Below are 20,352 nucleotides of genomic sequence, written 5' to 3' on the forward strand. Positions count from 1 at the left end.
CTGGTCTTACCTGTTATCTAAAAGTTAAGGAGCGATCATGAACCAGACAAAATTAAGAATTTCTAGCTACGAAATTGACGATGCTATCCTCTCTTTACCTTCTGAAGAGGAAGATATCACCATTAGTATTCCTTGTAATTCCGACCGTGAACTTTGTATGCAGTTGGATGGATGGGATGAACACACAAGTATTCCCGCCTTACTAAACGATAAACACATTCTGCTTTACAGAAAGCATTATGATAGACAAAAACATGCATGGGTGATGAGGGTGGTCTGATGTCCACGAAACTTGTGACAAAAAAAGGCCGAGTTGACTCCTCTACTCGGCCTAGGGAAAATGGCTCTTAAGAGCCGTGCGCTAAAAGTGTCATTGAGACGGAAAACAACTTACAATTTAAAGCGTAGCTGACATACTTGCATTTTACCAACTTTCTGGATAATAAATAATCAAAAACAACATCTTCCATTAAGCCAAATAGACGCTATACCCTACGGATTTCAAGATGCATCGCGACGGCAAGAGAGTGAATCCCCGGTCACATAGCAAACTATGTGACCGGGGTGAGCGAGCGCAGCCAACAAAGAGGCAACTTGAAAGATAATGGGTATATTGCTTAACTCAATGACATTATCTCTTATCGCACAATGCTAAAGCTGCTTGTTGGAATGGTTCTATACTCATTTTTTGAGTCGGATTTTTGCTATCATCCAATAGAATAATATCCAAAGGCTTAGCATTTACTTTCCCTACCTTCATCATCTCTGTAGCCATATCATTCAATGGGTATTGCACTAGCGTACTTGGATTAATCACAAACAGAGCCTTATTTGTTCGGCAATCCAACATCACCTCTTCCCGTGTAAATGCCCATTTATCACCAAATTGTAGCTTACTCACCGTTTCAATCGGTGCGGCAACATTTTGAAAAGAGAGACAAAACAAGGAAAGTATTAAAAGTAAATGTTTCATAATAGTTACCAATGTAGATATAAAAGCAAGCGAAATGGATCTTTTCACACTATCTATCACTATCTATACGCTCCAGCTTCTACCATATTCACTATATTTTAGTGTCAAGAATAGACTACACCAATAGCACTAGTCAGTTAAGAAAATCAAATCGGTTGATAAGTAGCAAAAACAGCAACACATAATAAAACTAATGCTCCAAGAATAATTTCAACCCAACTATTGATCATCAACAATTGATAGCGGCCAGGTTGCTTCAGTTTAGGAACCAAGATATAGCGGTTAATTAATGCCAGCATCACCATACCCGCCACTAATGCTATCTTCAGCCATAGCATGGATTGATATTCACTGCCGCTGTATTTCGGCCAGTTCGGCAGCAAAATTAAGCTGCTTATGATGCCCGTCATAATAATCAGGGTTACAGCAACGTGACCATACTTGGAAAAACGCATCATAGAAATCATAATCTGTTTATCCAACCCTATAGCCAATTCATTTTGTATCCGTAAAAATTGCAGGCATAGCAAAAAGGGCCATAATCCACCAAACCAATACCCAACACTTACTAAGTGAATTACCTGATTAACTTGAGAAAAAACACCGGTTATCCCATCATGCATTACCGAATGGCCTATAAAGGCATGGCAGGAGAGTAAAACTGTAGAACTGATTAACATCAGAATATTTCTGGCTTTTTGTTTACTGATAAACAAAAACCCCGTAGCAACTATTGAAATCAGTATTTGCCATTGCCAAACTTTACCAAAAGTTGTTCCCAGTACTGCCAACCAGATTTCTAGATTATAAATATCCTGCCAGCCATCACCCATTATTCCCGCTTGAATAGCCAACCATCCAATTGTTGTTATTAATGTCACAACGGTACTGATAATTATTCCTAAACGAAGGCGCGCATCAATCAGAACAGATAAACGCTCAGGAACCAAGATGGCAGTAAATACGCTAAAACCAAACATTAACATAACTGCCACAAAATGGGTGAAGCGACAAAGAATATACAGCGCCGCCAGAGACATAATTATTTCACTGTAAAGCTATAGACACCTTTGGTCTTATGCCCATCAACAGAAACCACGCTCCAGTTAACATCATATCTCCCTGTCGTTAGTTTATCTTCGATGGGAAGAATCAGTTTTGTGTTAGTTGCCGGATCAAGCTTCAATTTTCCGGTTTTAATGGGCCTATTTTCCGGACCAATCACTTTTACTTTACTAAAATTCAGTTCAATACCTTCCGAAAAGCTTAGCGTGATTATCTGCGGTGTATTTTCTACGGTAGTATCTTCTGCCGGAATTTGTTCTGTTAAGTGCGCATGGGCCAAAGCTTGCTGGCAAGATATGCCAACAAAAAGAACAATTAAAGCAGATAATTTTCGGCAAAAAGAGCGGATTGTGCTAATGGTCATCAATAACTCCTTAATTTTCAAATGAATCTCTATAAATTGTCATCATTTTATATCAAAAGAGTTATTTTATCTGCGATAACTTACAATGAGAATTTCGTCTTGTGAACTATCGCGCAAAAATAAAGGAAAACCGCAGCATTGGCTTTAAATACCTAAAGTTATTGCGACTACTGCGGCTAATTAATTCCATTTCATTAGGCAGGATTTGCAGCAGCCAAGCCTTTCAGATCTTTATCTAACAAGAAGAGTGCCTTACCATCCTCACCTACCATATCCAGTTTATCAAGGATAGATTTAAACAATTTCTCTTCTTCATGCTGTTCTGCTACATACCATTGCAGAAAGTTAAAAGTAGAATAATCCTGCGTGATTATCGCCAGATGAGCAAGTTTATTAATTTCGGCAGTAATAAACTTCTCGTGTTCATAAGTTCTATTGAGTACATGGGTTATAGATTCATAATCGACCGAAGGCGCATCAATTTGTCCCAAACGTGGCATTGCACCTGTATCACTTAGATAATCAAACAAGCGATGCATATGCTGCATTTCTTCCTGAGAGTGTGATTTAAAAAACGCAGCGGCACCTGGTAATCCTTGATCACTGCACCATGCACTCATTTGCAGATATAAATTCGCAGAATAGAACTCCAGATTCATTTGCTCATTTAATTTACTAATCATTTCTTGGTTTAACATAATAGATACTCCAGTTATTAATTCACCTGTATTATGCCAATTAAATCAAAATAATAAAACCCAATAAGAGAAAATAAATTAAATGTATATATCACATTGAAATATAAATAAATTTATCAATAAAAAAATGAAAATGAATCTCATTTAATATATTTAAATGAAAATGAATTACATTTACAAAATAATCTTCATCAAAGAATTTTTATATTTAATGATAATGAATATTATTTATATTTATAAAATAATCAATTCAGACCTTGCCAGAAAAACCTGTCTAGATTAGTTTTATACCCTATGGATTTCAAGATGCATCGCGGCGGCAAGAGAGCGAATCCTTGGGAGCATAGAGAACTATGTGACTAGGGCAAGTGAGTGCAGCCAACAAAGAAGCAGTTTGAAAGATAACGGGTATATCACTTTGTAAATGAAAGAGACACTTATGAAACATAATCTGGCCGAGCTTTCCACAGAGAATATGGATAAAGTGAATGTTGATTTGGCAGCCTCCGGCGTAGCTTTTAAGGAACGTTACAATATGCCAGTAATTCCCGATACGGTTGAACAAGAGCAACCCGAGCATCTGCGGCAATATTTTCAACAACGTTTAGTGCATTATCGCCAATTATCCAAACAACTTTCCCGTTTACCCTACGAACCCAAAAGCCGCTGATCATTCAGTAAGAGATGGATAACCACCGGACAACCGGTGGTTATATCCAATTACTGATCGGCAAACCTATCTGTCGCACTAATAAGCTGATGTAAAATACCCGGCTCATCAAATGAATGTCCTGCTCCTTCAATGATATGTAATTCCGCTTCCGGCCATGCCTGCGCCAAATCCCAAGCATTTTGCACCCGGCAAGCCATATCATATCGGCCATGAATGATAACAGCCGGAATATCCCGTATAACGTCAATATTATTCAACAGTTGCTGCTCCTCATTCATAAAACCATCATTGATAAAATAGTGGTTCTCAATCCGAGCAAATGCTAAAGCAAATTCATCTTCTGCAAAACACTCCACACTATTTGAAGGAAGTAATGTTACCGTCTCTCCTTCCCACAAACTCCAGAGACGAGCAGCTTCTAATTGCACCCGAAGGTCATCACTAGTCAGCCGCTTATTATAGGCTCCAATCACATCCTTTCGCTCTTCCTCCGATAAAATAGATACTGTTCGTTGCCATTTGTCAGGGAAGAAATTAGAAGCACCATCCTGATAATACCAGTGCAACTCTTGTGGCCTCAGCAAGAAAATTCCCCGAAGAATTAATTCAGAAACGCGTTGAGGATGAGTCTGGGCGTAAACTAAAGATAATGTTGAACCCCACGAACCACCAAATACCAGCCATTTCTCCACCCCCATCAATTGACGTAAACGCTCAATATCTTCAACTAAGTGCCAAGTGGTATTATTTTCCAAGCAGGCATGAGGTTTTGAACGCCCACAACCACGCTGATCAAATAACATGACATGATATTTCTTCGGATCGAATAACCGACGGTGATAAGAGGCAATACCACCACCCGGCCCGCCATGAATAAATACAGCGGGCTTACCTACAGGGTTACCGCACAATTCCCAATAAATTTGATGGCCATCGCCTGTATCCAAATAACCCGAGCGATAAGCTTCACAAGCTGGATATAATTTTCTCAATTCTGACATAACATTTCCTTTACTGACTAACACCAAACCTGGTATCCATCTAATGACGGGTAGAGATAACTATCAGAAAATGTTATTTCAATTCGCTATAACTAATCGTATTTTGCTGACAATCAACGACAACACGATAATCTTTGTCACGCTTAGAACCACGAACAGTCAGCGGAATTTTTAATATATCTTGATCGCCAGTAATATTCTCTGCCTTTATCCACACCACTGGTTTAGAAGTTCCCAACTGCTTTCTATCTTCAGACCAATGGTTAATACGATTTTGCAAAAAATCACGCTTTACTTGAGCGGCGATTTGCGATTTGGTTAAATTATCGCAAGAAATAAATTTATCAACACGTTTGTTCTCCGATACAGCAGATACTGTGAATGAAACAGTGAGCAAAAGTGCAGCACCCGATAGGCCAACTCTGTTAATGATATGACATGCTTTCATACTACCTCCCGTTAATATCTCAAAGTAAGAGATTAAATATGGAGCTAACCTAACATGCCAAGTGAAATAAATGTGTGATTATTGTTAAATAAATAATTTAATTATGTTCATTTTTCATCATCAAACACTACATTAACCTGTTCTTTTCCTCGATGCTGTTCACGAATTTCTTGTGCAACCAACGCAATTGCTTCCCCACTACTCATTCCTTCAACCATCAATTGCTGAATTTTTTCCACTGCTAGCTGCTGTTCCTGATGGGATAAAGTTGGCATATCCGAAAACATGATAATAACCTCTATAAAGTGATCTATGCCGAAGAGTATAGCGATTTTTAACTCAAGTAAGGAATGGATTTCTATGTTAATCTGTAAGGATTAAAATCAAGACTAACTTTCACATTACAACTGCTAAACCAACATCATAATGAGTATTTCACTACAAAAACGGCAATTACCCTATCAACCAGACGCTGCCATCAACTATTTCGCGCCGATTTCAAACCAACCTTGGGCAATGCTGCTCCATTCTGGTTCTGCCGACCATCCCCATAATCGGTTTGATATTCTAGTTGCAGAACCACGGATAACGTTACTCAGTCGTAATAAATCAACGGAAATAAACGAAGATAGTGACAGCTATGTTACTGAGGAAGATCCCTTTTATCTGCTAAAAAGACAGCTAGAGAAATTAAATATTACAGCAAAACTTGATCCCGATTTGCCATTTCAGGGTGGTGCACTCGGTCTATGGGGATATGATCTTGGGCGTTATATTGAAGAATTACCATCACAAGCCAAAAATGAACTATCGTTTCCAGATATGGCGATAGGTATTTATGACTGGGCACTGATTGTTGATCATCATAAAAAAGAAGTGATTTTATTCAGTTATAGTAATGTTGATACGCGCCTGAACTGGCTGACATCTCACCAAACTTCACCAAAAACAGCTTTTACGCTGACCAGTGAATGGCAGTCAAATATGAGTGCCAAACAATACAACGAGAAAATTAACTGCATTCATCACTATCTGTTAAGTGGCGATTGTTATCAAGTTAATCTGGCACAACGATTTTGCGCTGGTTACCAAGGAGATGAATGGCAAGCATTCATAAAACTTAATGAGAGCAATCGCGCACCTTTTTCAGCCTTTATTCGTTTACCGGAAAACAGCGTTATCAGTATCTCTCCTGAACGCTTTCTACTCCTGGAAAATAAACAAATTCAAACTCGCCCGATTAAGGGAACATTACCGCGCTTAGGTGATGCAGAGAAGGACGCCCTGCAAGCTAAAAAACTAGCGACTTCGAAAAAAGACCAGGCTGAAAATTTAATGATCGTCGATTTACTGCGTAATGATATTGGCCGGGTAGCCACACCGGGGTCAGTTAAAGTTCCTGAATTATTTATGGTTGAACAATTTCCTGCCGTTCATCATCTGGTTAGCACAATCACCGCAACACTGCCAAATGAACAACATGCTACAGATCTATTACGTGCCTGTTTTCCCGGCGGTTCTATTACCGGAGCACCTAAAATCAGAGCGATGGAGATAATCGAAGAACTTGAACCTCACCGCCGACATGGATATTGTGGTTCAATTGGCTATATTAGTTTCTGTGGTACAATGGACAGCAATATCACCATTCGTACCCTCTTAACCGAGAAAGAGAAAATATATTGTTGGGCTGGTGGCGAGATCGTTGCCGACAGCATTGCCGAAAAAGAGTATCAGGAAACATTTGATAAGTTGAATTGTATTTTGCCTCAACTAGGGAAAATAAAAGTAATATGATATCGCTGTCTGATTTCGTTAACAGATTTCAGTTACAACTTCCACCATCACCTAAGCGGCTTTCAGATAACAACCGCCATGCTGCGGTGTTATTGCCGATAATCTGCAAACCGAAACCAACGTTATTATTGACCCGACGCTCCGCCACTTTGCGATCACATGCCGGTCAAGTAGCCTTTCCAGGAGGCGCTGCTGATCCTCAAGATAAATCAATAATCGCGACAGCCCTACGGGAAGCGGAAGAAGAAGTTAACATACCTCATCAGAAAGTTCAGGTTCTGGGACAACTTGCCCCTTTAAATAGCATCAGTGGCTATCTAGTAACGCCTATTGTCGGATTATTGCCCCCCGGATTATCCCTCCACAGTAACCCGACAGAAGTTTCCAAAATATTCGAAGTTCCTCTCTCTGAAGCACTTTCACTTTCGAGTTACCACTATCTTGATGTGAATCGCCGCGGTCAGCAACACCGTATCTATTTTTACTGGTATCAGCAACATCTCATCTGGGGATTAACAGCGACGATAATTCATCAATTAGCTCAACAAGTTCAGGTTTGATCCAAATCATTTAAGGATAGTTAATTTGTATTTTTTTTGCCCACCTTTATCACTATTGCTATCATAATTCAAAAAAAACTGTAAACTCCCTTATCAACACTACTAAATCACAGTAAAGTAGCGTACCTCAATATATATAACTATATCTCTATCTTTTTTAAGGAGTCTGGCGTGATTAGCGTTTTCGACATGTTTAAGGTCGGTATTGGTCCATCTAGCTCTCATACGGTTGGCCCGATGAAAGCCGGCAAACAGTTTGTCGACGATCTGGTAAACCAGGGATTAATGCCTTCTATCACGCGTGTAGCCGTCGATGTTTACGGCTCACTCTCATTAACCGGCAAGGGTCATCATACGGATATCGCCATTATCATGGGCCTGGCAGGCAATTTACCCGCCACCGTTGATATTGATTCGATCCCCGGTTTTATTCGTGATGTAGAGCAAACACAGCGTATTAAGCTGGCCAACGGTTTACATGAAGTCGATTTCCCGCGTGACAGCGGCATGGTTTTCCGTAGTGATAACCTGTCATTACATGAAAACGGCATGCAAATTCACGCATTCGCGGGGGATAAAAAAGTTTATAGCAAAACCTACTACTCGATTGGTGGTGGTTTTATTGTTGATGAAGAACACTTTGGCAAACCCTCTCAGGATACCAAACCCGTTTCATATCCATTCAATTCAGCAAAAGAATTACTGATGAATTGTAATAAAACCGGATTATCTATTTCCGGTTTAATGATGAAAAATGAACTGGATCTCCACAGCAAAGAAGAAATTAATGCCTATTTTGCCGATGTCTGGGATACCATGCAGGCTTGTATTGAACGCGGTTTGAACACGGAAGGGGTTTTACCTGGCCCACTGCGCGTACCACGCCGAGCAGCGGCACTACATCGCATGCTGACCTCATCAAACAATCTGTCTAATGATCCAATGAATGTTGTAGATTTGGTGAACATGTTCGCCCTGGCAGTCAATGAAGAAAATGCTGCGGGTGGACGTGTTGTTACCGCACCAACCAATGGCGCTTGTGGCATTGTTCCTGCCGTACTCGCTTATTACAACCATTGCATTGAACCTGTAACGCCAGAGCTTTATATCCGCTATTTCCTGGCTTCCGGCGCGATTGGCATTCTCTATAAAATGAATGCATCAATATCTGGAGCTGAAGTGGGTTGCCAAGGGGAAGTGGGTGTTGCCTGCTCAATGGCAGCAGCCGGCCTGGCTGAACTGCTTGGCGGCAGCGCTGAACAAGTCTGTGTTGCGGCTGAAATCGGTATGGAACATAACCTCGGCCTTACCTGTGACCCAGTAGCAGGCCAGGTACAAGTACCTTGTATCGAACGAAATGCCATTGCTTCAGTAAAAGCAATCAATGCTGCACGCATGGCTTTGCGCCGTACCAGTGAACCACGTGTTTCTCTCGATAAAGTTATTGAAACCATGTACGAAACAGGTAAAGACATGAACGCTAAATATCGTGAAACATCCCGCGGTGGTTTGGCAATTAAAGTTCAGTGTGATTAATCAAATAAATAACCTGTTTTTTAATCAATAAATGCTTCTGTAATGAAAATATCCCTACCTTATGGTTGGGATATTTTTTAGCCAAAACTTAAAATGATCATCTTTTGATCTAAAAAGATGAATATGTTTTCGATTTTAAATTAATAAGATGTTACCGGAAACAGAATAAACGCCTAACAATAAACAAATTATAGATAATTATAAATTAATTTTACAATTTTTAGCTTATTAAATTGTTTTGTGGTTAACATTTTTATCTATTTCATTTTTTCTGACTGACAGCAATTTTCCTCCGGTATTTCTAATGTTAATCTAACAGCCGATTTTTTCAGTCAATAAGAGATAAAGTCTAAATCAAGTCAAATATTTAGGTATCATATTGACAAAAGGTCACTGTTCATACAAATAAGATTTTTATTGGAGGAATGATTCATCAAAATTATTGCAGTAACTTTGTAATAATCCTGCGTTTATACCCAATGGATTTCAAGATGGATCGCGACGGCAAGGGAGCGAATCCCCGGGAGCATAGGTAACTATGTGACTGGGGTGAGTGAGTGCAGCCAACAAAGAGACAACTTGAAAGATAACGGGTATATATTGTTAACAGAGGGGAAAACAAGTGAGTATAGCCATTATGATTGGCACACACGGGGCTGCGGCTGAGCAACTACTTCGTACCGCAGAGATGTTAATTGGAGAGCAAGAAAATGTTTCTTACATTGACTTCGTTCCTGGTGAAAATGCCGATACTTTATTTGAAAAATACAACAGTAAACTCGAAACGCTTAATACAGAGCAAGGTGTACTGTTTCTTGTCGATACATGGGGAGGGAGTCCATTCAACGCGGCTAGCCGTATCGCCGTAGATAAAGAGAATTATGAAATCATCACCGGTGTTAACGTTCCAATGTTGGTTGAAACCTTTATGTGTCGAGATGATGACCCATCTCTGGCAGAACTAGTTTCTGTTGCTCTGGAAACAGGGAAAGAAGGCATTCGGGCCCTGAAAACAGAAGAACCTCAAAAAGCTGAACCAGCCAAGCCTGTAGCACCCATTGCGGCACCTTCATTTTCACCATCGACTGGTGGTCATATGAAAATTGCGTTGGCTCGAATTGATGACCGCCTCATTCATGGTCAGGTCGCGACTCGTTGGACAAAAGAAACCAATGTCAAACGGATCATTGTCGTCAGCGATGAAGTTGCTGCTGATACTGTCCGTACCACCTTGCTAAAACAAGTTGCTCCACCAGGGCTCAGTGCTCACGTTGTCGATGTTGCAAAATGTGTTCGCGTTTATAACAACCCGAAATATGCCAATGAACGTGTCATGTTGCTGTTTACAAACCCAACAGATGTTTTACGTTTAGTCGAGGATGGTGTCGATATCACTTCTGTCAATATCGGAGGAATGGCTTTCCGTCAGGGAAAAACACAAGTTAACAACGCAATATCCGTTGATGAAACCGATATTGCAGCCTTCAAGAAACTAGATGAACGAGGCATTGAGCTCGAAGCCCGTAAGGTTGCCAGTGACAGCCGTCTACAAATGATGGATCTACTCCAGAAGGTTAAAAACGAAAACCAGATCAGAGCAATTTAGCTATTACTCAATGACAAAATTTACTCAATGATAAAAATTTCTTACCGAATTTAATTTGGTTACAGGAGACAAACAATGGAAATTACCGTTGTTCAAATTACATTGATATTCATCGTAGCTTGTATAGTCGGAATGGATTCCATTCTTGATGAATTTCAATTCCACCGCCCACTCGTGGCCTGCACCTTAATCGGGATCATCCTCGGTGATATGACAACCGGTATCATTATCGGCGGTACGCTAGAGATGATCGCCCTTGGCTGGATGAATATCGGTGCTGCAATTGCCCCGGATGCGGCCTTAGCATCAATCATCTCAACGATTCTGGTCATTGCCGGTGGTCGTGATATCGGTGAAGGTATCGCCTTGGCCATTCCGCTGGCAGCAGCAGGACAAGTTCTGACTATCATTGTACGTACCATCACAGTCGCTTTCCAGCATGCGGCTGACAATGCGGCAGAACGCGGCAGCTTGCGGGCGATTAGCTTTATCCACCTATCCGCATTACTGCTCCAGGCTATGCGTATCGCCATCCCTGCCCTGATCGTTGCACTATCGGTTGGCACCAACGAAGTCCAGCAATTACTTGCTTCTATTCCAAAAGTGGTGACAGATGGCTTGAACATCGCAGGAGGCATGATCGTCGTTGTGGGTTACGCAATGGTTATCAACATGATGCGTGCCGGCTACCTAATGCCTTTCTTCTATCTCGGCTTCGTCACAGCGGCATTCACTAATTTTAACCTGGTCGCATTAGGCATTATTGGTATTGTTATGGCCGTGCTGTACATCCAGCTAAGCCCTAAGTATAACAAATCTCAGGTAGTTGCTGCCCCTGGACACGCCAATAACGATCTTGATAACGAATTAGATTAAAAGGATGAGCAAATGTTAGATACAACAAAAACGGCTGCTCAGACAGCAGACCAGAAAAAACTGACACCCAGTGATATCCGCGGTGTATTTCTCCGTTCTAACGTGTTTCAAGGTTCATGGAACTTTGAACGTATGCAGGCCCTGGGCTTCTGCTTCTCTATGGTTCCAGCTCTTCGTCGTTTGTATCCAGAAAATACCGATGAGCGTAAACAGGCACTTAAACGCCACCTTGAATTCTTCAACACTCACCCTTATGTCGTTGCGCCGGTACTGGGTGTCACTCTGGCAATGGAAGAACAGCGTGCTAACGGTGCAACCATTGATGATGGTGCAATCAACGGTATCAAAGTTGGTCTAATGGGACCATTAGCCGGTGTTGGCGACCCTATTTTCTGGGGGACAGCTCGCCCAGTATTTGCTGCTTTAGGTGCGGGCCTCGCAATGAGTGGTAGCTGGCTTGGGCCTGTCTTGTTCTTCTTCTTATTCAACCTTGTACGCTTATTAGTTCTCTATTCAGGTATCTCTTATGGTTATAAGAAAGGGATCGATATCGTTCAGGATATGGGGGGTGGCTTCCTGCAAAAAATGACGGAAGGAGCGTCAATCCTTGGTCTATTTGTCATGGGGGCATTAGTTAATAAATGGACGAAAGTCAATATCCCGTTGGTTGTATCAGAAATTCCTAACCAACAGACGGGTGAAACGACAATAACCACGGTTCAAAATATCCTCGATCAGTTGATGCCGGGCTTGGTACCACTCTTGCTGACATTTGCCTGTATGTGGCTATTACGGCATAAAGTCAACGCTCTGTGGATCATTATTGGCTTCTTTATTTTGGGGATTATTGGTGCCAGATTTGGTTTCCTTGGTCTCTAGTACAATGGTCTTTTAGTACAATATCATTCGGGGAGGCACTCCTCCCCATATTTTCTTTTTTATATACCCTATGGATTTCGAGATGCATCGCGACGGCAAGGGAGCGAATCCCCGGGAGCATAGAGAACTATGTAACCGGGGTGAGTGAGTGCGGCCAATAAAGAGGCAACTTGAAAGATAACGGGTATAACAATGCAAGGATAAGGAATGAGCCTTAATGATATAGTATTAGCTGGTTTAATCGTACTAATGCTAGCTTTTGCTGTTTATGATGAATTCGTGGTTAACTTACTGAAAGGGAAAACTTACTTACAAATAAAGCTAAAAAGAAAACACAAAATTGATGCACTCATCTTTATTATCCTTATACTTATTGTTGTTTATAACAATATTACCGCCTATGGTAGCCGTTTAACCACATATTTATTGCTGTTTACTATCCTGGTGACTACTTATATCGCCTATATACGTTCGCCTAAATTATTTTTTAAAAATGACGGCTTCTTCTATGCAAATACCTTTATTTCCTATAGCAGGATAAAAACCATGAATTTATCTGAAGATGGCATCCTGGTTATTGGTTTAGAAAACAAAAAATTATATATATCAGTAAGCCAAATTGATGATTTAGAAAGAATTTATAAATTTCTCATCGAAAACAGATAGATAAGTAATAATAATGAATTAGCAAATAAATAATAAATAGTCAGCTATGCGCTGGCTTTTATTTTTCTCATAAAATAGATAATGATAATTATTATCAATATCATTGATTAACCCTAAAAATAATATTATTTTCCCTTTTTGAATTATTGTGCTATCTTTTAAATTGTCATGGGGAGTAGCCTGTTTCAGAGAAACGATTTAGTTAATTTCTCTGAAAAGCCCGTATCAACACGCTCGTTACAAAATAAACGTGGTGCGGGTAGCCTTATTGCTATCTTAACAGGCATTATTGTTGCTAAAAATAGCAAATGAAATAGTCTAATGAGATAGCTATTAATTCGGTTGGCAAGACCATTGCATATAGCACCATCATTGGTTGGGGGTGGGTTATATGTATATGGAAACACCCAACCGAGGCTATATTAATGAATATGTACGCAACCCTCATCCTAGCTTTAGCACTTTCAATGGATGCCTTTGCTGCTTCAATTTGTAAAGGGGCCGCACTACATAGACCACATTTTCGTGAAGCAATCCGTACCGGTTTAATATTTGGTTTGGCAGAAGCCTGTACCCCATTGATTGGCTGGTCTCTAGGGCTTTATGCCAGCCAATATATTATGGAGTGGGATCACTGGGTTGCTTTCACTCTGTTATTCATTCTGGGTTGTAGAATGATTACAGAGAGTTTCAAAGCAAAGCAGGAAAAAAAGTGTGAGTCACCCTGCCGCCATAATTCAATAGTGTTGATAACAACAGCCATTGCCACCAGCCTGGATGCAATGGCAATTGGTATTGGGCTAGCGTTCCTTGAAGTCAATATCGTGCATACTGCGATGGCTATCGGACTGATGACAATGATTATGGCAACATTGGGCATGTTAATTGGCCGTTATATTGGCCCACGGTTAGGCAAACGTGCTGAACTTATTGGTGGGCTAATTCTGATTGCAATTGGCTTCAATATCTTATTTGAACATCTAGAATTATTTATGTACGCTAAATAACGCCACCAGCCCAAAATATTTATACCCTATGGATTTCAAGATGCATCGCGACGGCAAGGGAGCGAATCCCCGGGAGCATAGGTAACTATGTGACCGGGGTGAGAGAGTACAGCCAACAAAGAGGCAACTTGAAAGATGACGGGTATATGCCCGTAAGTCCATAGGGTATACCTGTTAAACGCTATATTTTGGGCTGAAATCTTGATCAACTAAAGCGTTGATAGACCCGCAATATAAAATCAGTTTCACATTCAAACAGCGTTCTATCTGCCAATCCTTTTTTCACAGCTTCTGCTGCTCGCCAGGCAAATGGTGTCATCTGTAATAAATGATACGCTCGCAGGCCATCTAATTTCATTGGGTAAGATAGCGATTCCTCGGTTATCAATTCAAATCCTTCCAATGGTTCTGCCTTCAATGGATGAAGATGAATATTTTGATAAATCAACTCTTTGAGCTGATAAAGATGGCGAGGACCAGGAGTGACTGTCAAAACAATTCCCTGTGGCTTAACCACCCTCGCCAACTCTTCCGCTTTACAAGGCGCATAGATTCTTAACACCCCGGCAAGCGACTTATCAGCAAATGGCAAACGATGGCTCGACGCAACACAAAAGCTGACAGCAGGATAGCGCTTAGCGCCATAACGAACCGCGATCTTAGCAACATCTAACCCATAGATTCTAAGATTACGTCTCTTGCTTAACTGTGCTTCAATCGCAGCGGTGTAATAACCTTCACCGCATCCTATATCCAGCAAACTCTCTGCATTTTCTGGCAGATACTTTTCCAGTAATTCCGAAACCCGTTGTTGTAATGGTTGATAATGCCCTGAATCCAAAAACGCTCTTCTTGATTGCATCATCTCCGGGCTATCCCCCGGCTCCTTGGATTTTTTATGCTGAACGGGCATCAAATTAACATACCCTTCTTTAGCACAATCAAACTGATGATTATTCTCACAGCGCCATTGCTGTCGAGCGAGCAATAAAGAGTGATGACATAAAGGACATTGATAAGACATAAGATTCCAAAAAATATAAGCAAAAACCAGCCAGCACTATAGCATATTCTGATACTTTTCGTCGTAAATCATACTAATTAATGATTCTATATAAACGATTAATCATTATCTTGAATGAAATTATATTCCATTATTTTCAGTCCTTTTTTTGAAGCGTCTCGCAATATCTCTATGGCATAAATATATTTATCAGGTATGATTTTTCAAGTAAAACCCAATAAAATATCATTGTTAATAAGTCATTTAACTAATAGAAATAACTAATAATGCAGGTAATAGAATGAACATTTTCATACAATATTTTCATAAATTAAGATCAATTTCACCGAAATTCGATATTATGCCCAATACAAACTACTTTGATCTTATCCCACAGAAAAGTGACGTTGATACTTTAGCCGATGATCTGGATAAAGTCCGCGCAGATTTTGCTGCGGTATTAAAGCAATTCAATGATGAAATCATATTATCTACAGGGAAAGAGACGATACATGAACAAAAGAATCACCGGAAAACATCCGAAAATAGCTAAACAATCTAATCAAAGTGATATCAATCCATTATATCCTATGGATTTCAAGATGCATCGCGACGGCAAGGGAGAGAATCCCCGGGAGCATAGCAAACTATGTGACCGGGGTGAGCGAATGCAGCCAACAAAGAGGCAACTTGAAAGATGACGAGTATATAAATAATATCCCAAAATAGCGCTACATTTTATACCGCTCATAATTCTATGTATAACAATGAGTTGAAGAGGGCTATGTGTAGCATAATTACGAAATGTTATTTATTATCAATTTCCTGATTCAGAAATATTAACGCTTTATGAACAACATCAGAAACACAAACATGGGATGGAAAAAATTTGCCTTATTCCAAGGTAAATGATAAAAAAGTATAATGAAATTATTTGCAATATAAGGAGAGAAAATTGCGGTTTATTCAAGATGGGCCACTTATTCCTGATGAATTATTACTTGCCCGTGATCAAGGGCGCGTAGTTTTCTTTTGTGGCGCAGGGGTATCTCTTGCTAAAGCTAAGCTTCCTAGTTTTTTTCAATTGGCACAGAAAGTTATTGATTTACTCGGAACGACTAATGATAGCCGAGCTCGTCAACTTTATGATTTTTTGAATAAAGGATTAAAAGATAAGGAAGGAAATGAAGTTGAATTACCTTCTTATGCATCAACCCTTATTTCAACAGATCGGATATTTAGCTTATTAGAACAAGAGTTCGAAACGAATTTAATTGAAAAAACTGTAGCTCAAGTACTGAAACCATCGGACATAGTTGACACATCTGCACATAAATCATTGTTAGACCTTGCCACTACATCCGAAGGTCGAGTGCAATTAATTACAACTAACTTTGATCGCTTATTCAATGAGTGTTCCTTGACAGAGATTCCGTATTTTCTACCTCCAAATTTACCAGATTTATCCAAAAATGAATTAATTGATGGACTGGTATATCTTCATGGAAGATCTAATTCCGATTACATTGGTGCAGAAAGCAATGGTTTTGTTTTATCAGGTTCAGAGTTTGGAAGAGCCTATCTTTCCGATGGTTGGGCAACGAACTTTATTCGAGAGATTTTTTCTAAATATACAGTTGTATTTATTGGCTATTCTGCAAATGATCCCCCAATGCAATATTTGCTCGAAGGACTTAATAAAAATCTGATAAAAGCAAAAAATGTATATGCATTTCAATCTGGAACCATAGAAGATGCAAGAAAACTATGGGAACATAAGGGTGTTCAAGCAATTGCTTATAGTCCTGAAGATAAACATGCCGCTCTTTGGAAGACATTAGATGCTTGGGCGAAAAGAGCGCAGAACGTAGAGCAATGGTATAGCGAAACTATAGAGATGGCTCGACGTGGCCCAACCAATCTCTTATCCCACGAACGTGGACAAGTTGCTCATATTGTATCTACTTCAAAAGGTATGGAAAAATTTGCACTTGTCGATAATCCACCTTCTGCAGAATGGTTATGTGTTTTTGATCGTAATATACGACTTGCTACACACTCTAATAACCGCTGGCCTTTGAGATGTAACACTTCCCCTGAACCTTTCACTTTATACGGTTTAGACTTTGATAAAACACCTGATATTTATCAAAAGAATAATGAAGATATAGAAATAGCTAAAAAGGCATGGGATGCGTTTCAACCACATCATGATGATGTTAAAGAGTTAAACGAGAAACATTTTGCTTCATTCAGAACAACATCTGAATATGGAAACTCAAAGTTATCTAGTAGACAATGGTATCTTGGTGCTTGGCTTGCAAAAGTAGCTCATCAGCCGACAGCCATATGGTGGGCAACGAAACAAAATTATCTCGAACCAGCTATCCAACATTACATTTTACAGAAACTTAAAGAGAATAAAATAGATAGTGAAATTCGCAAAATCTGGCAATACCTAATTGAGTCTTGGCAATATGAAGATAAAGATTTAGATCTCCACTGGTATAGTCTATCACACGAAATTAAAACATACGGTTGGAATGAAGTGACGTTCCGTCAATATATAAAACTGACGCGCCCATATTTAGCTGTATCTAACAAAATAAATAGCCTTCTTCCTCCAATTAATACGATAACTGAGCTTCGTGAATTTCTGCAATTAGATGTACGGTATATAGAAAAACACCATTTTGATGCAATTAATATTCCAAATTCTTTACTAATTAAAGTGATTCCAGAACTGAGGAAAAATATTGAATACGCTCATTCGTTAGAATCAGAGAAAAGGACACCTCACTCAGTGCGTTTGTTATCACCAATTAGAGAGGATAGCAGTATAGAACTAGGTTTAAGTATAAGAGATGTCGGACTGGAAGGATACGTATTGCGATACGTACATTTGTATGAAAGGTTAATTCAACTAGACCTGTATGAAGCAAGAAACGAATTCTTGAGTTGGCCCAGAAATAATCCTATATTTTCACAAATTCGTATATGGATTGCATGTAAGCCTGAAATCGTCCCCTCTTCCGATTTTTACCCACTTATCAATGCATTAAGCGATGATGAATTTTGGAATGAACATAATCAAAGAGACCTGATGCTAACACTTGCAGATAGATGGGATGAATTAAGAGAGAATGAGTGCATTGAAATTGTTGAGCGCTTATTAAAAGGTAGGCTCATTCCTACATGGATAGATAGTAATCTAGGCGATAAATGGCAAGCTGATAGTATCCTAAATCGAATATTCTGGCTTAAAAATAAAGGTTGTAACTTTTATATTGATATAAAAGAGCAAGTTAGAGAACTTCAGAATATATCTCCTGAATGGGAGATTGAGCTAGAAAATAATGCCACTACCTCTATGAAATCCAAAGGCGGATATATAAGTATTGAATCTAACTGTAATGAATTATTGTATATTCCTATAAGGGATATTATTCCGCAAGCCTTAGAATTTAATTGTGTTGAACAGATCGTTTCAAAGAAGAACGACCCTTTTAAAGGATTATCACAGCAATATCCATTAAGGGCTTTTTCTGCACTAAGACATTGGGCTAAAGATAAAAAAGAGTATCCTAAAGAAATATGGGAAAAGTTCCTGTCGTCTGAATCGCGAAAAAATGATAAAAAAAAATTCATTTATTTTATTGCAAGACAAATGATGTCTTATTCTAACAAAGATTTAGTCTCAATTATTGATCCTGTTTTATGTTGGATTTCGTCTATAAATGAAAAGTTAGCTTCTATAGATATTGACATCTATGACACATTATTAAAGCATCTTATTGATACTATAGGGATAATGCCAGCTCCTATTACTACCATCGAAATTAAAAAAGAACAGCGAGATTGGATTCGAGAAACTGAAAACTCTCCCATATCATCAATCGCACATATATTGTTTAAAGACTCTCGTCTAAAAAATTTCCATTTAGAAGATAAATTATCTCAACAATGGCTTTCTCATATTGAACGTTTGAATGCTTTATCAGGTGATTCCAGGAAATATGCCTTAGTATATTTAGCCAAACAACTAATTTGGTTTCATCACCATATTCCAGTGTGGACTAATAATAATTTGTTGCATGTTATTGAAAATAGTGAGCCAGACGAGAAAGAAGCATTCTGGAATGGCTATTTCTGGGGAGAAGCCTTCCCCGGAAGCTCTCAGTTGTATGATACTTTGAAACCATTTTTACTAGGCTTTTTACGTGATAGCGTGTCTTTTCACCCTGAACTTCAAACAAATTCAATAGCAAATTTTTTATTATTTGGTTGGGCTAGTGAATTGTATGAAAAATCAAAGCAATTTATTTCCGATTCTGAATTTAGATATGCTCTTGTTTATGGTGATGAAAAATTACGCCATAAAATCCTATGGTTGCTATGGAGGCTTTCTTCAAAAGATGAACCTGATAATAAATTTTTTTTACAATGGCGAGTTTTAATAATTCAATTTTTTACCCATGTTTGGCCTCGTCAAAAGGTAATAAAATCACCAAAAACAACAGAAAATATTTCCCGTATTTTATTTTCTCAAGAAACTATGTTTCCAGAGTTAGTAGATATTGTTATGCCTTTCTTAACATGCACGAACAATGGTGAATCCTTGATGTATTATATTAAAGACGAAGAAATAGTTAAAAAATTCCCTAAAGAAACAATAGCGGTTTTATCCAATACTTTACCTGAGGATGTAAAGAAATGGCCTTATGATTTTGAGAAATGGCTTGAAAAAATGGAAAAAACTGATGCCAGCTTAGGTTCTGATAGCAAATTCATTGAGCTTAAATATAAGTGGGAGTATCGCTAGACACTAATACAAATAACAGTCTCTATGAGTCTGTAGTTTTGCATATGGCGTTAACTGCAACATCCCTAAAGTAGTGAGTGAACCTGTTCTGTAACCAGTATAGTTCACTCCTTTTAGTTTTCCCTTTCTCCACAACAAGCGGGCAAATAGCAGGTTATTCATTACTTAACCTGAGGTTTGCTTAAGAAGGGAACTAAGTGCCTGAGGCACGATCAAAGTTTTTGTCAAAGAAAACAAAATCGTGGAGATCCTCAGGCATGTTTAATTTAGAAGAACTTTACTGCTGCGTCGATGACTTTTGCCAAAAATTTATTCCTCTCTGGCATCAACAGTTAATTGAACATGGTTTGCTCAAACGTCGCCGCGAAGCTTCCCTTT

The 20,352-nt window shown here is 39.2% G+C and carries 20 protein-coding genes and 1 pseudogene; 13 read left to right on the forward strand and 8 right to left on the reverse strand.

Annotated features, from left to right (window positions below; translation table 11 throughout):
- The first annotated feature begins 37 nt into the window (after positions 1 to 37).
- Positions 38 to 280: a DUF1480 family protein gene (locus EAE91_RS13070; protein WP_214088871.1), complete on the forward strand. Its 243-nt coding sequence runs from the start codon at positions 38 to 40 to the stop codon at positions 278 to 280.
- Positions 281 to 631: 351 nt separating this feature from the next.
- Here the strand turns inward: EAE91_RS13070 and EAE91_RS13075 are convergent, their stop codons facing one another.
- The 4 genes from EAE91_RS13075 to ftnA all read right to left on the reverse strand — a co-directional run bounded on the left by EAE91_RS13075 (position 632) and on the right by ftnA (position 3,100).
- Positions 632 to 973 (reverse strand): YebY family protein, encoded by a 342-nt coding sequence (locus EAE91_RS13075; protein ID WP_214088872.1) that lies wholly within the window; start codon positions 971 to 973, stop codon positions 632 to 634.
- Positions 974 to 1,119: 146 nt separating this feature from the next.
- Positions 1,120 to 2,013, reverse strand: a complete 894-nt coding sequence (copD, locus tag EAE91_RS13080; protein ID WP_214088873.1) for a copper homeostasis membrane protein CopD — start codon at positions 2,011 to 2,013, stop codon at positions 1,120 to 1,122.
- Positions 2,014 to 2,015: 2 nt separating this feature from the next.
- Positions 2,016 to 2,402 carry a CopC domain-containing protein YobA gene (gene yobA / locus EAE91_RS13085; protein WP_214088874.1) on the reverse strand — a complete coding sequence of 129 codons (387 nt, stop codon included), beginning with the start codon at positions 2,400 to 2,402 and terminating at the stop codon, positions 2,016 to 2,018.
- Between the two features lie 194 nt (positions 2,403 to 2,596).
- Entirely contained in the window at positions 2,597 to 3,100 is a 504-nt protein-coding gene (gene ftnA / locus EAE91_RS13090) for a non-heme ferritin (protein WP_214088875.1), read from the reverse strand.
- A 439-nt stretch (positions 3,101 to 3,539) separates the two neighbouring features.
- Here ftnA and EAE91_RS13095 point away from each other — a divergent pair, with 439 nt between their 5' ends.
- Positions 3,540 to 3,770, forward strand: coding sequence for a DNA polymerase III subunit theta (locus EAE91_RS13095; protein ID WP_214088876.1), 231 nt, complete (start codon positions 3,540 to 3,542; stop codon positions 3,768 to 3,770).
- Between the two features lie 50 nt (positions 3,771 to 3,820).
- Here EAE91_RS13095 and pip read toward each other — a convergent pair whose 3' ends face one another.
- The 3 genes from pip to EAE91_RS13110 all read right to left on the reverse strand — a co-directional run bounded on the left by pip (position 3,821) and on the right by EAE91_RS13110 (position 5,509).
- Positions 3,821 to 4,774, reverse strand: coding sequence for a prolyl aminopeptidase (gene pip, locus EAE91_RS13100; RefSeq protein ID WP_214088877.1), 954 nt, complete (start codon positions 4,772 to 4,774; stop codon positions 3,821 to 3,823).
- A 73-nt stretch (positions 4,775 to 4,847) separates the two neighbouring features.
- Positions 4,848 to 5,222 (reverse strand): protein YebF, encoded by a 375-nt coding sequence (yebF, locus tag EAE91_RS13105; protein WP_214088878.1) that lies wholly within the window; start codon positions 5,220 to 5,222, stop codon positions 4,848 to 4,850.
- A 107-nt stretch (positions 5,223 to 5,329) separates the two neighbouring features.
- The gene (locus EAE91_RS13110; RefSeq protein WP_036781980.1) at positions 5,330 to 5,509 is read right to left on the reverse strand and encodes a YoaH family protein; all 180 of its coding nucleotides are present in this window, start codon (positions 5,507 to 5,509) and stop codon (positions 5,330 to 5,332) included.
- Between the two features lie 139 nt (positions 5,510 to 5,648).
- On the opposite strand from EAE91_RS13110, the gene pabB reads away from it, so the two are divergent.
- The 8 genes from pabB to mntP all read left to right on the forward strand — a co-directional run bounded on the left by pabB (position 5,649) and on the right by mntP (position 14,149).
- A complete protein-coding gene (pabB, locus tag EAE91_RS13115; protein ID WP_214088879.1) occupies positions 5,649 to 7,019 on the forward strand; it encodes an aminodeoxychorismate synthase component 1 in 1,371 nt (456 codons plus the stop codon).
- A complete protein-coding gene (locus EAE91_RS13120; protein ID WP_214088880.1) occupies positions 7,016 to 7,579 on the forward strand; it encodes a CoA pyrophosphatase in 564 nt (187 codons plus the stop codon). Before pabB ends, EAE91_RS13120 begins: the two co-directional genes overlap by 4 nt.
- Before the next feature lie 171 nt (positions 7,580 to 7,750).
- Positions 7,751 to 9,115 carry an L-serine ammonia-lyase gene (locus tag EAE91_RS13125; RefSeq protein WP_112893997.1) on the forward strand — a complete coding sequence of 455 codons (1,365 nt, stop codon included), beginning with the start codon at positions 7,751 to 7,753 and terminating at the stop codon, positions 9,113 to 9,115.
- Between the two features lie 622 nt (positions 9,116 to 9,737).
- Positions 9,738 to 10,721 carry a PTS mannose transporter subunit IIAB gene (manX, locus tag EAE91_RS13130; protein WP_214088881.1) on the forward strand — a complete coding sequence of 328 codons (984 nt, stop codon included), beginning with the start codon at positions 9,738 to 9,740 and terminating at the stop codon, positions 10,719 to 10,721.
- 75 nt (positions 10,722 to 10,796) lie between these two features.
- Complete coding sequence (locus EAE91_RS13135; protein WP_214088882.1) at positions 10,797 to 11,597, forward strand: PTS mannose/fructose/sorbose transporter subunit IIC; 801 nt, start codon at positions 10,797 to 10,799, stop codon at positions 11,595 to 11,597.
- A 12-nt stretch (positions 11,598 to 11,609) separates the two neighbouring features.
- The gene (locus EAE91_RS13140; RefSeq protein WP_214088883.1) at positions 11,610 to 12,476 is read left to right on the forward strand and encodes a PTS mannose transporter subunit IID; all 867 of its coding nucleotides are present in this window, start codon (positions 11,610 to 11,612) and stop codon (positions 12,474 to 12,476) included.
- Between the two features lie 207 nt (positions 12,477 to 12,683).
- Positions 12,684 to 13,142: a DUF986 family protein gene (locus EAE91_RS13145; RefSeq protein ID WP_214088884.1), complete on the forward strand. Its 459-nt coding sequence runs from the start codon at positions 12,684 to 12,686 to the stop codon at positions 13,140 to 13,142.
- Positions 13,143 to 13,567: 425 nt separating this feature from the next.
- On the forward strand, positions 13,568 to 14,149 hold the full coding sequence (gene mntP, locus EAE91_RS13150; protein WP_214088885.1) for a manganese efflux pump MntP: 582 nt from the start codon (positions 13,568 to 13,570) through the stop codon (positions 14,147 to 14,149).
- 205 nt (positions 14,150 to 14,354) lie between these two features.
- Here the strand turns inward: mntP and rlmA are convergent, their stop codons facing one another.
- Positions 14,355 to 15,173 carry a 23S rRNA (guanine(745)-N(1))-methyltransferase gene (gene rlmA, locus EAE91_RS13155; RefSeq protein WP_214088886.1) on the reverse strand — a complete coding sequence of 273 codons (819 nt, stop codon included), beginning with the start codon at positions 15,171 to 15,173 and terminating at the stop codon, positions 14,355 to 14,357.
- Positions 15,174 to 15,453: 280 nt separating this feature from the next.
- Between rlmA and EAE91_RS13160 the strand changes: the two genes are divergently transcribed.
- From EAE91_RS13160 to EAE91_RS24995, 3 genes and pseudogenes are all read left to right on the forward strand, one after another.
- Positions 15,454 to 15,705, forward strand: coding sequence for a hypothetical protein (locus EAE91_RS13160; RefSeq protein WP_244868827.1), 252 nt, complete (start codon positions 15,454 to 15,456; stop codon positions 15,703 to 15,705).
- 402 nt (positions 15,706 to 16,107) lie between these two features.
- Entirely contained in the window at positions 16,108 to 19,974 is a 3,867-nt protein-coding gene (locus EAE91_RS13165; protein ID WP_214088887.1) for an SIR2 family NAD-dependent protein deacylase, read from the forward strand.
- Between the two features lie 257 nt (positions 19,975 to 20,231).
- Positions 20,232 to 20,352, forward strand: a pseudogene (locus EAE91_RS24995) (IS982 family transposase); the annotation flags it as partial.

It is taken from the genome of Photorhabdus noenieputensis (assembly GCF_018448935.1).
In the GTDB taxonomy this organism is placed as follows: domain Bacteria; phylum Pseudomonadota; class Gammaproteobacteria; order Enterobacterales; family Enterobacteriaceae; genus Photorhabdus; species Photorhabdus noenieputensis.

Excerpts from the sequence above, each read along its gene's own strand:
- EAE91_RS13070 (WP_214088871.1), top strand. The coding sequence starts at position 38 with ATGAACCAGACAAAATTAAGAATTTCTAGCTACGAAATTGACGATGCT.
- copD (WP_214088873.1), bottom strand. The coding sequence starts at position 2,013 with ATGTCTCTGGCGGCGCTGTATATTCTTTGTCGCTTCACCCATTTTGTG.
- ftnA (WP_214088875.1), bottom strand. The coding sequence starts at position 3,100 with ATGTTAAACCAAGAAATGATTAGTAAATTAAATGAGCAAATGAATCTG.
- rlmA (WP_214088886.1), bottom strand. The coding sequence starts at position 15,173 with ATGTCTTATCAATGTCCTTTATGTCATCACTCTTTATTGCTCGCTCGA.
- mntP (WP_214088885.1), top strand. The coding sequence starts at position 13,568 with ATGAATATGTACGCAACCCTCATCCTAGCTTTAGCACTTTCAATGGAT.
- pabB (WP_214088879.1), top strand. The coding sequence starts at position 5,649 with ATGAGTATTTCACTACAAAAACGGCAATTACCCTATCAACCAGACGCT.
- EAE91_RS13135 (WP_214088882.1), top strand. The coding sequence starts at position 10,797 with ATGGAAATTACCGTTGTTCAAATTACATTGATATTCATCGTAGCTTGT.
- EAE91_RS13095 (WP_214088876.1), top strand. The coding sequence starts at position 3,540 with ATGAAACATAATCTGGCCGAGCTTTCCACAGAGAATATGGATAAAGTG.
- yebF (WP_214088878.1), bottom strand. The coding sequence starts at position 5,222 with ATGAAAGCATGTCATATCATTAACAGAGTTGGCCTATCGGGTGCTGCA.
- EAE91_RS13160 (WP_244868827.1), top strand. The coding sequence starts at position 15,454 with ATGAACATTTTCATACAATATTTTCATAAATTAAGATCAATTTCACCG.
- EAE91_RS13110 (WP_036781980.1), bottom strand. The coding sequence starts at position 5,509 with ATGTTTTCGGATATGCCAACTTTATCCCATCAGGAACAGCAGCTAGCA.
- yobA (WP_214088874.1), bottom strand. The coding sequence starts at position 2,402 with ATGACCATTAGCACAATCCGCTCTTTTTGCCGAAAATTATCTGCTTTA.
- EAE91_RS13140 (WP_214088883.1), top strand. The coding sequence starts at position 11,610 with ATGTTAGATACAACAAAAACGGCTGCTCAGACAGCAGACCAGAAAAAA.
- EAE91_RS13120 (WP_214088880.1), top strand. The coding sequence starts at position 7,016 with ATGATATCGCTGTCTGATTTCGTTAACAGATTTCAGTTACAACTTCCA.
- pip (WP_214088877.1), bottom strand. The coding sequence starts at position 4,774 with ATGTCAGAATTGAGAAAATTATATCCAGCTTGTGAAGCTTATCGCTCG.
- EAE91_RS13075 (WP_214088872.1), bottom strand. The coding sequence starts at position 973 with ATGAAACATTTACTTTTAATACTTTCCTTGTTTTGTCTCTCTTTTCAA.
- EAE91_RS13145 (WP_214088884.1), top strand. The coding sequence starts at position 12,684 with ATGAGCCTTAATGATATAGTATTAGCTGGTTTAATCGTACTAATGCTA.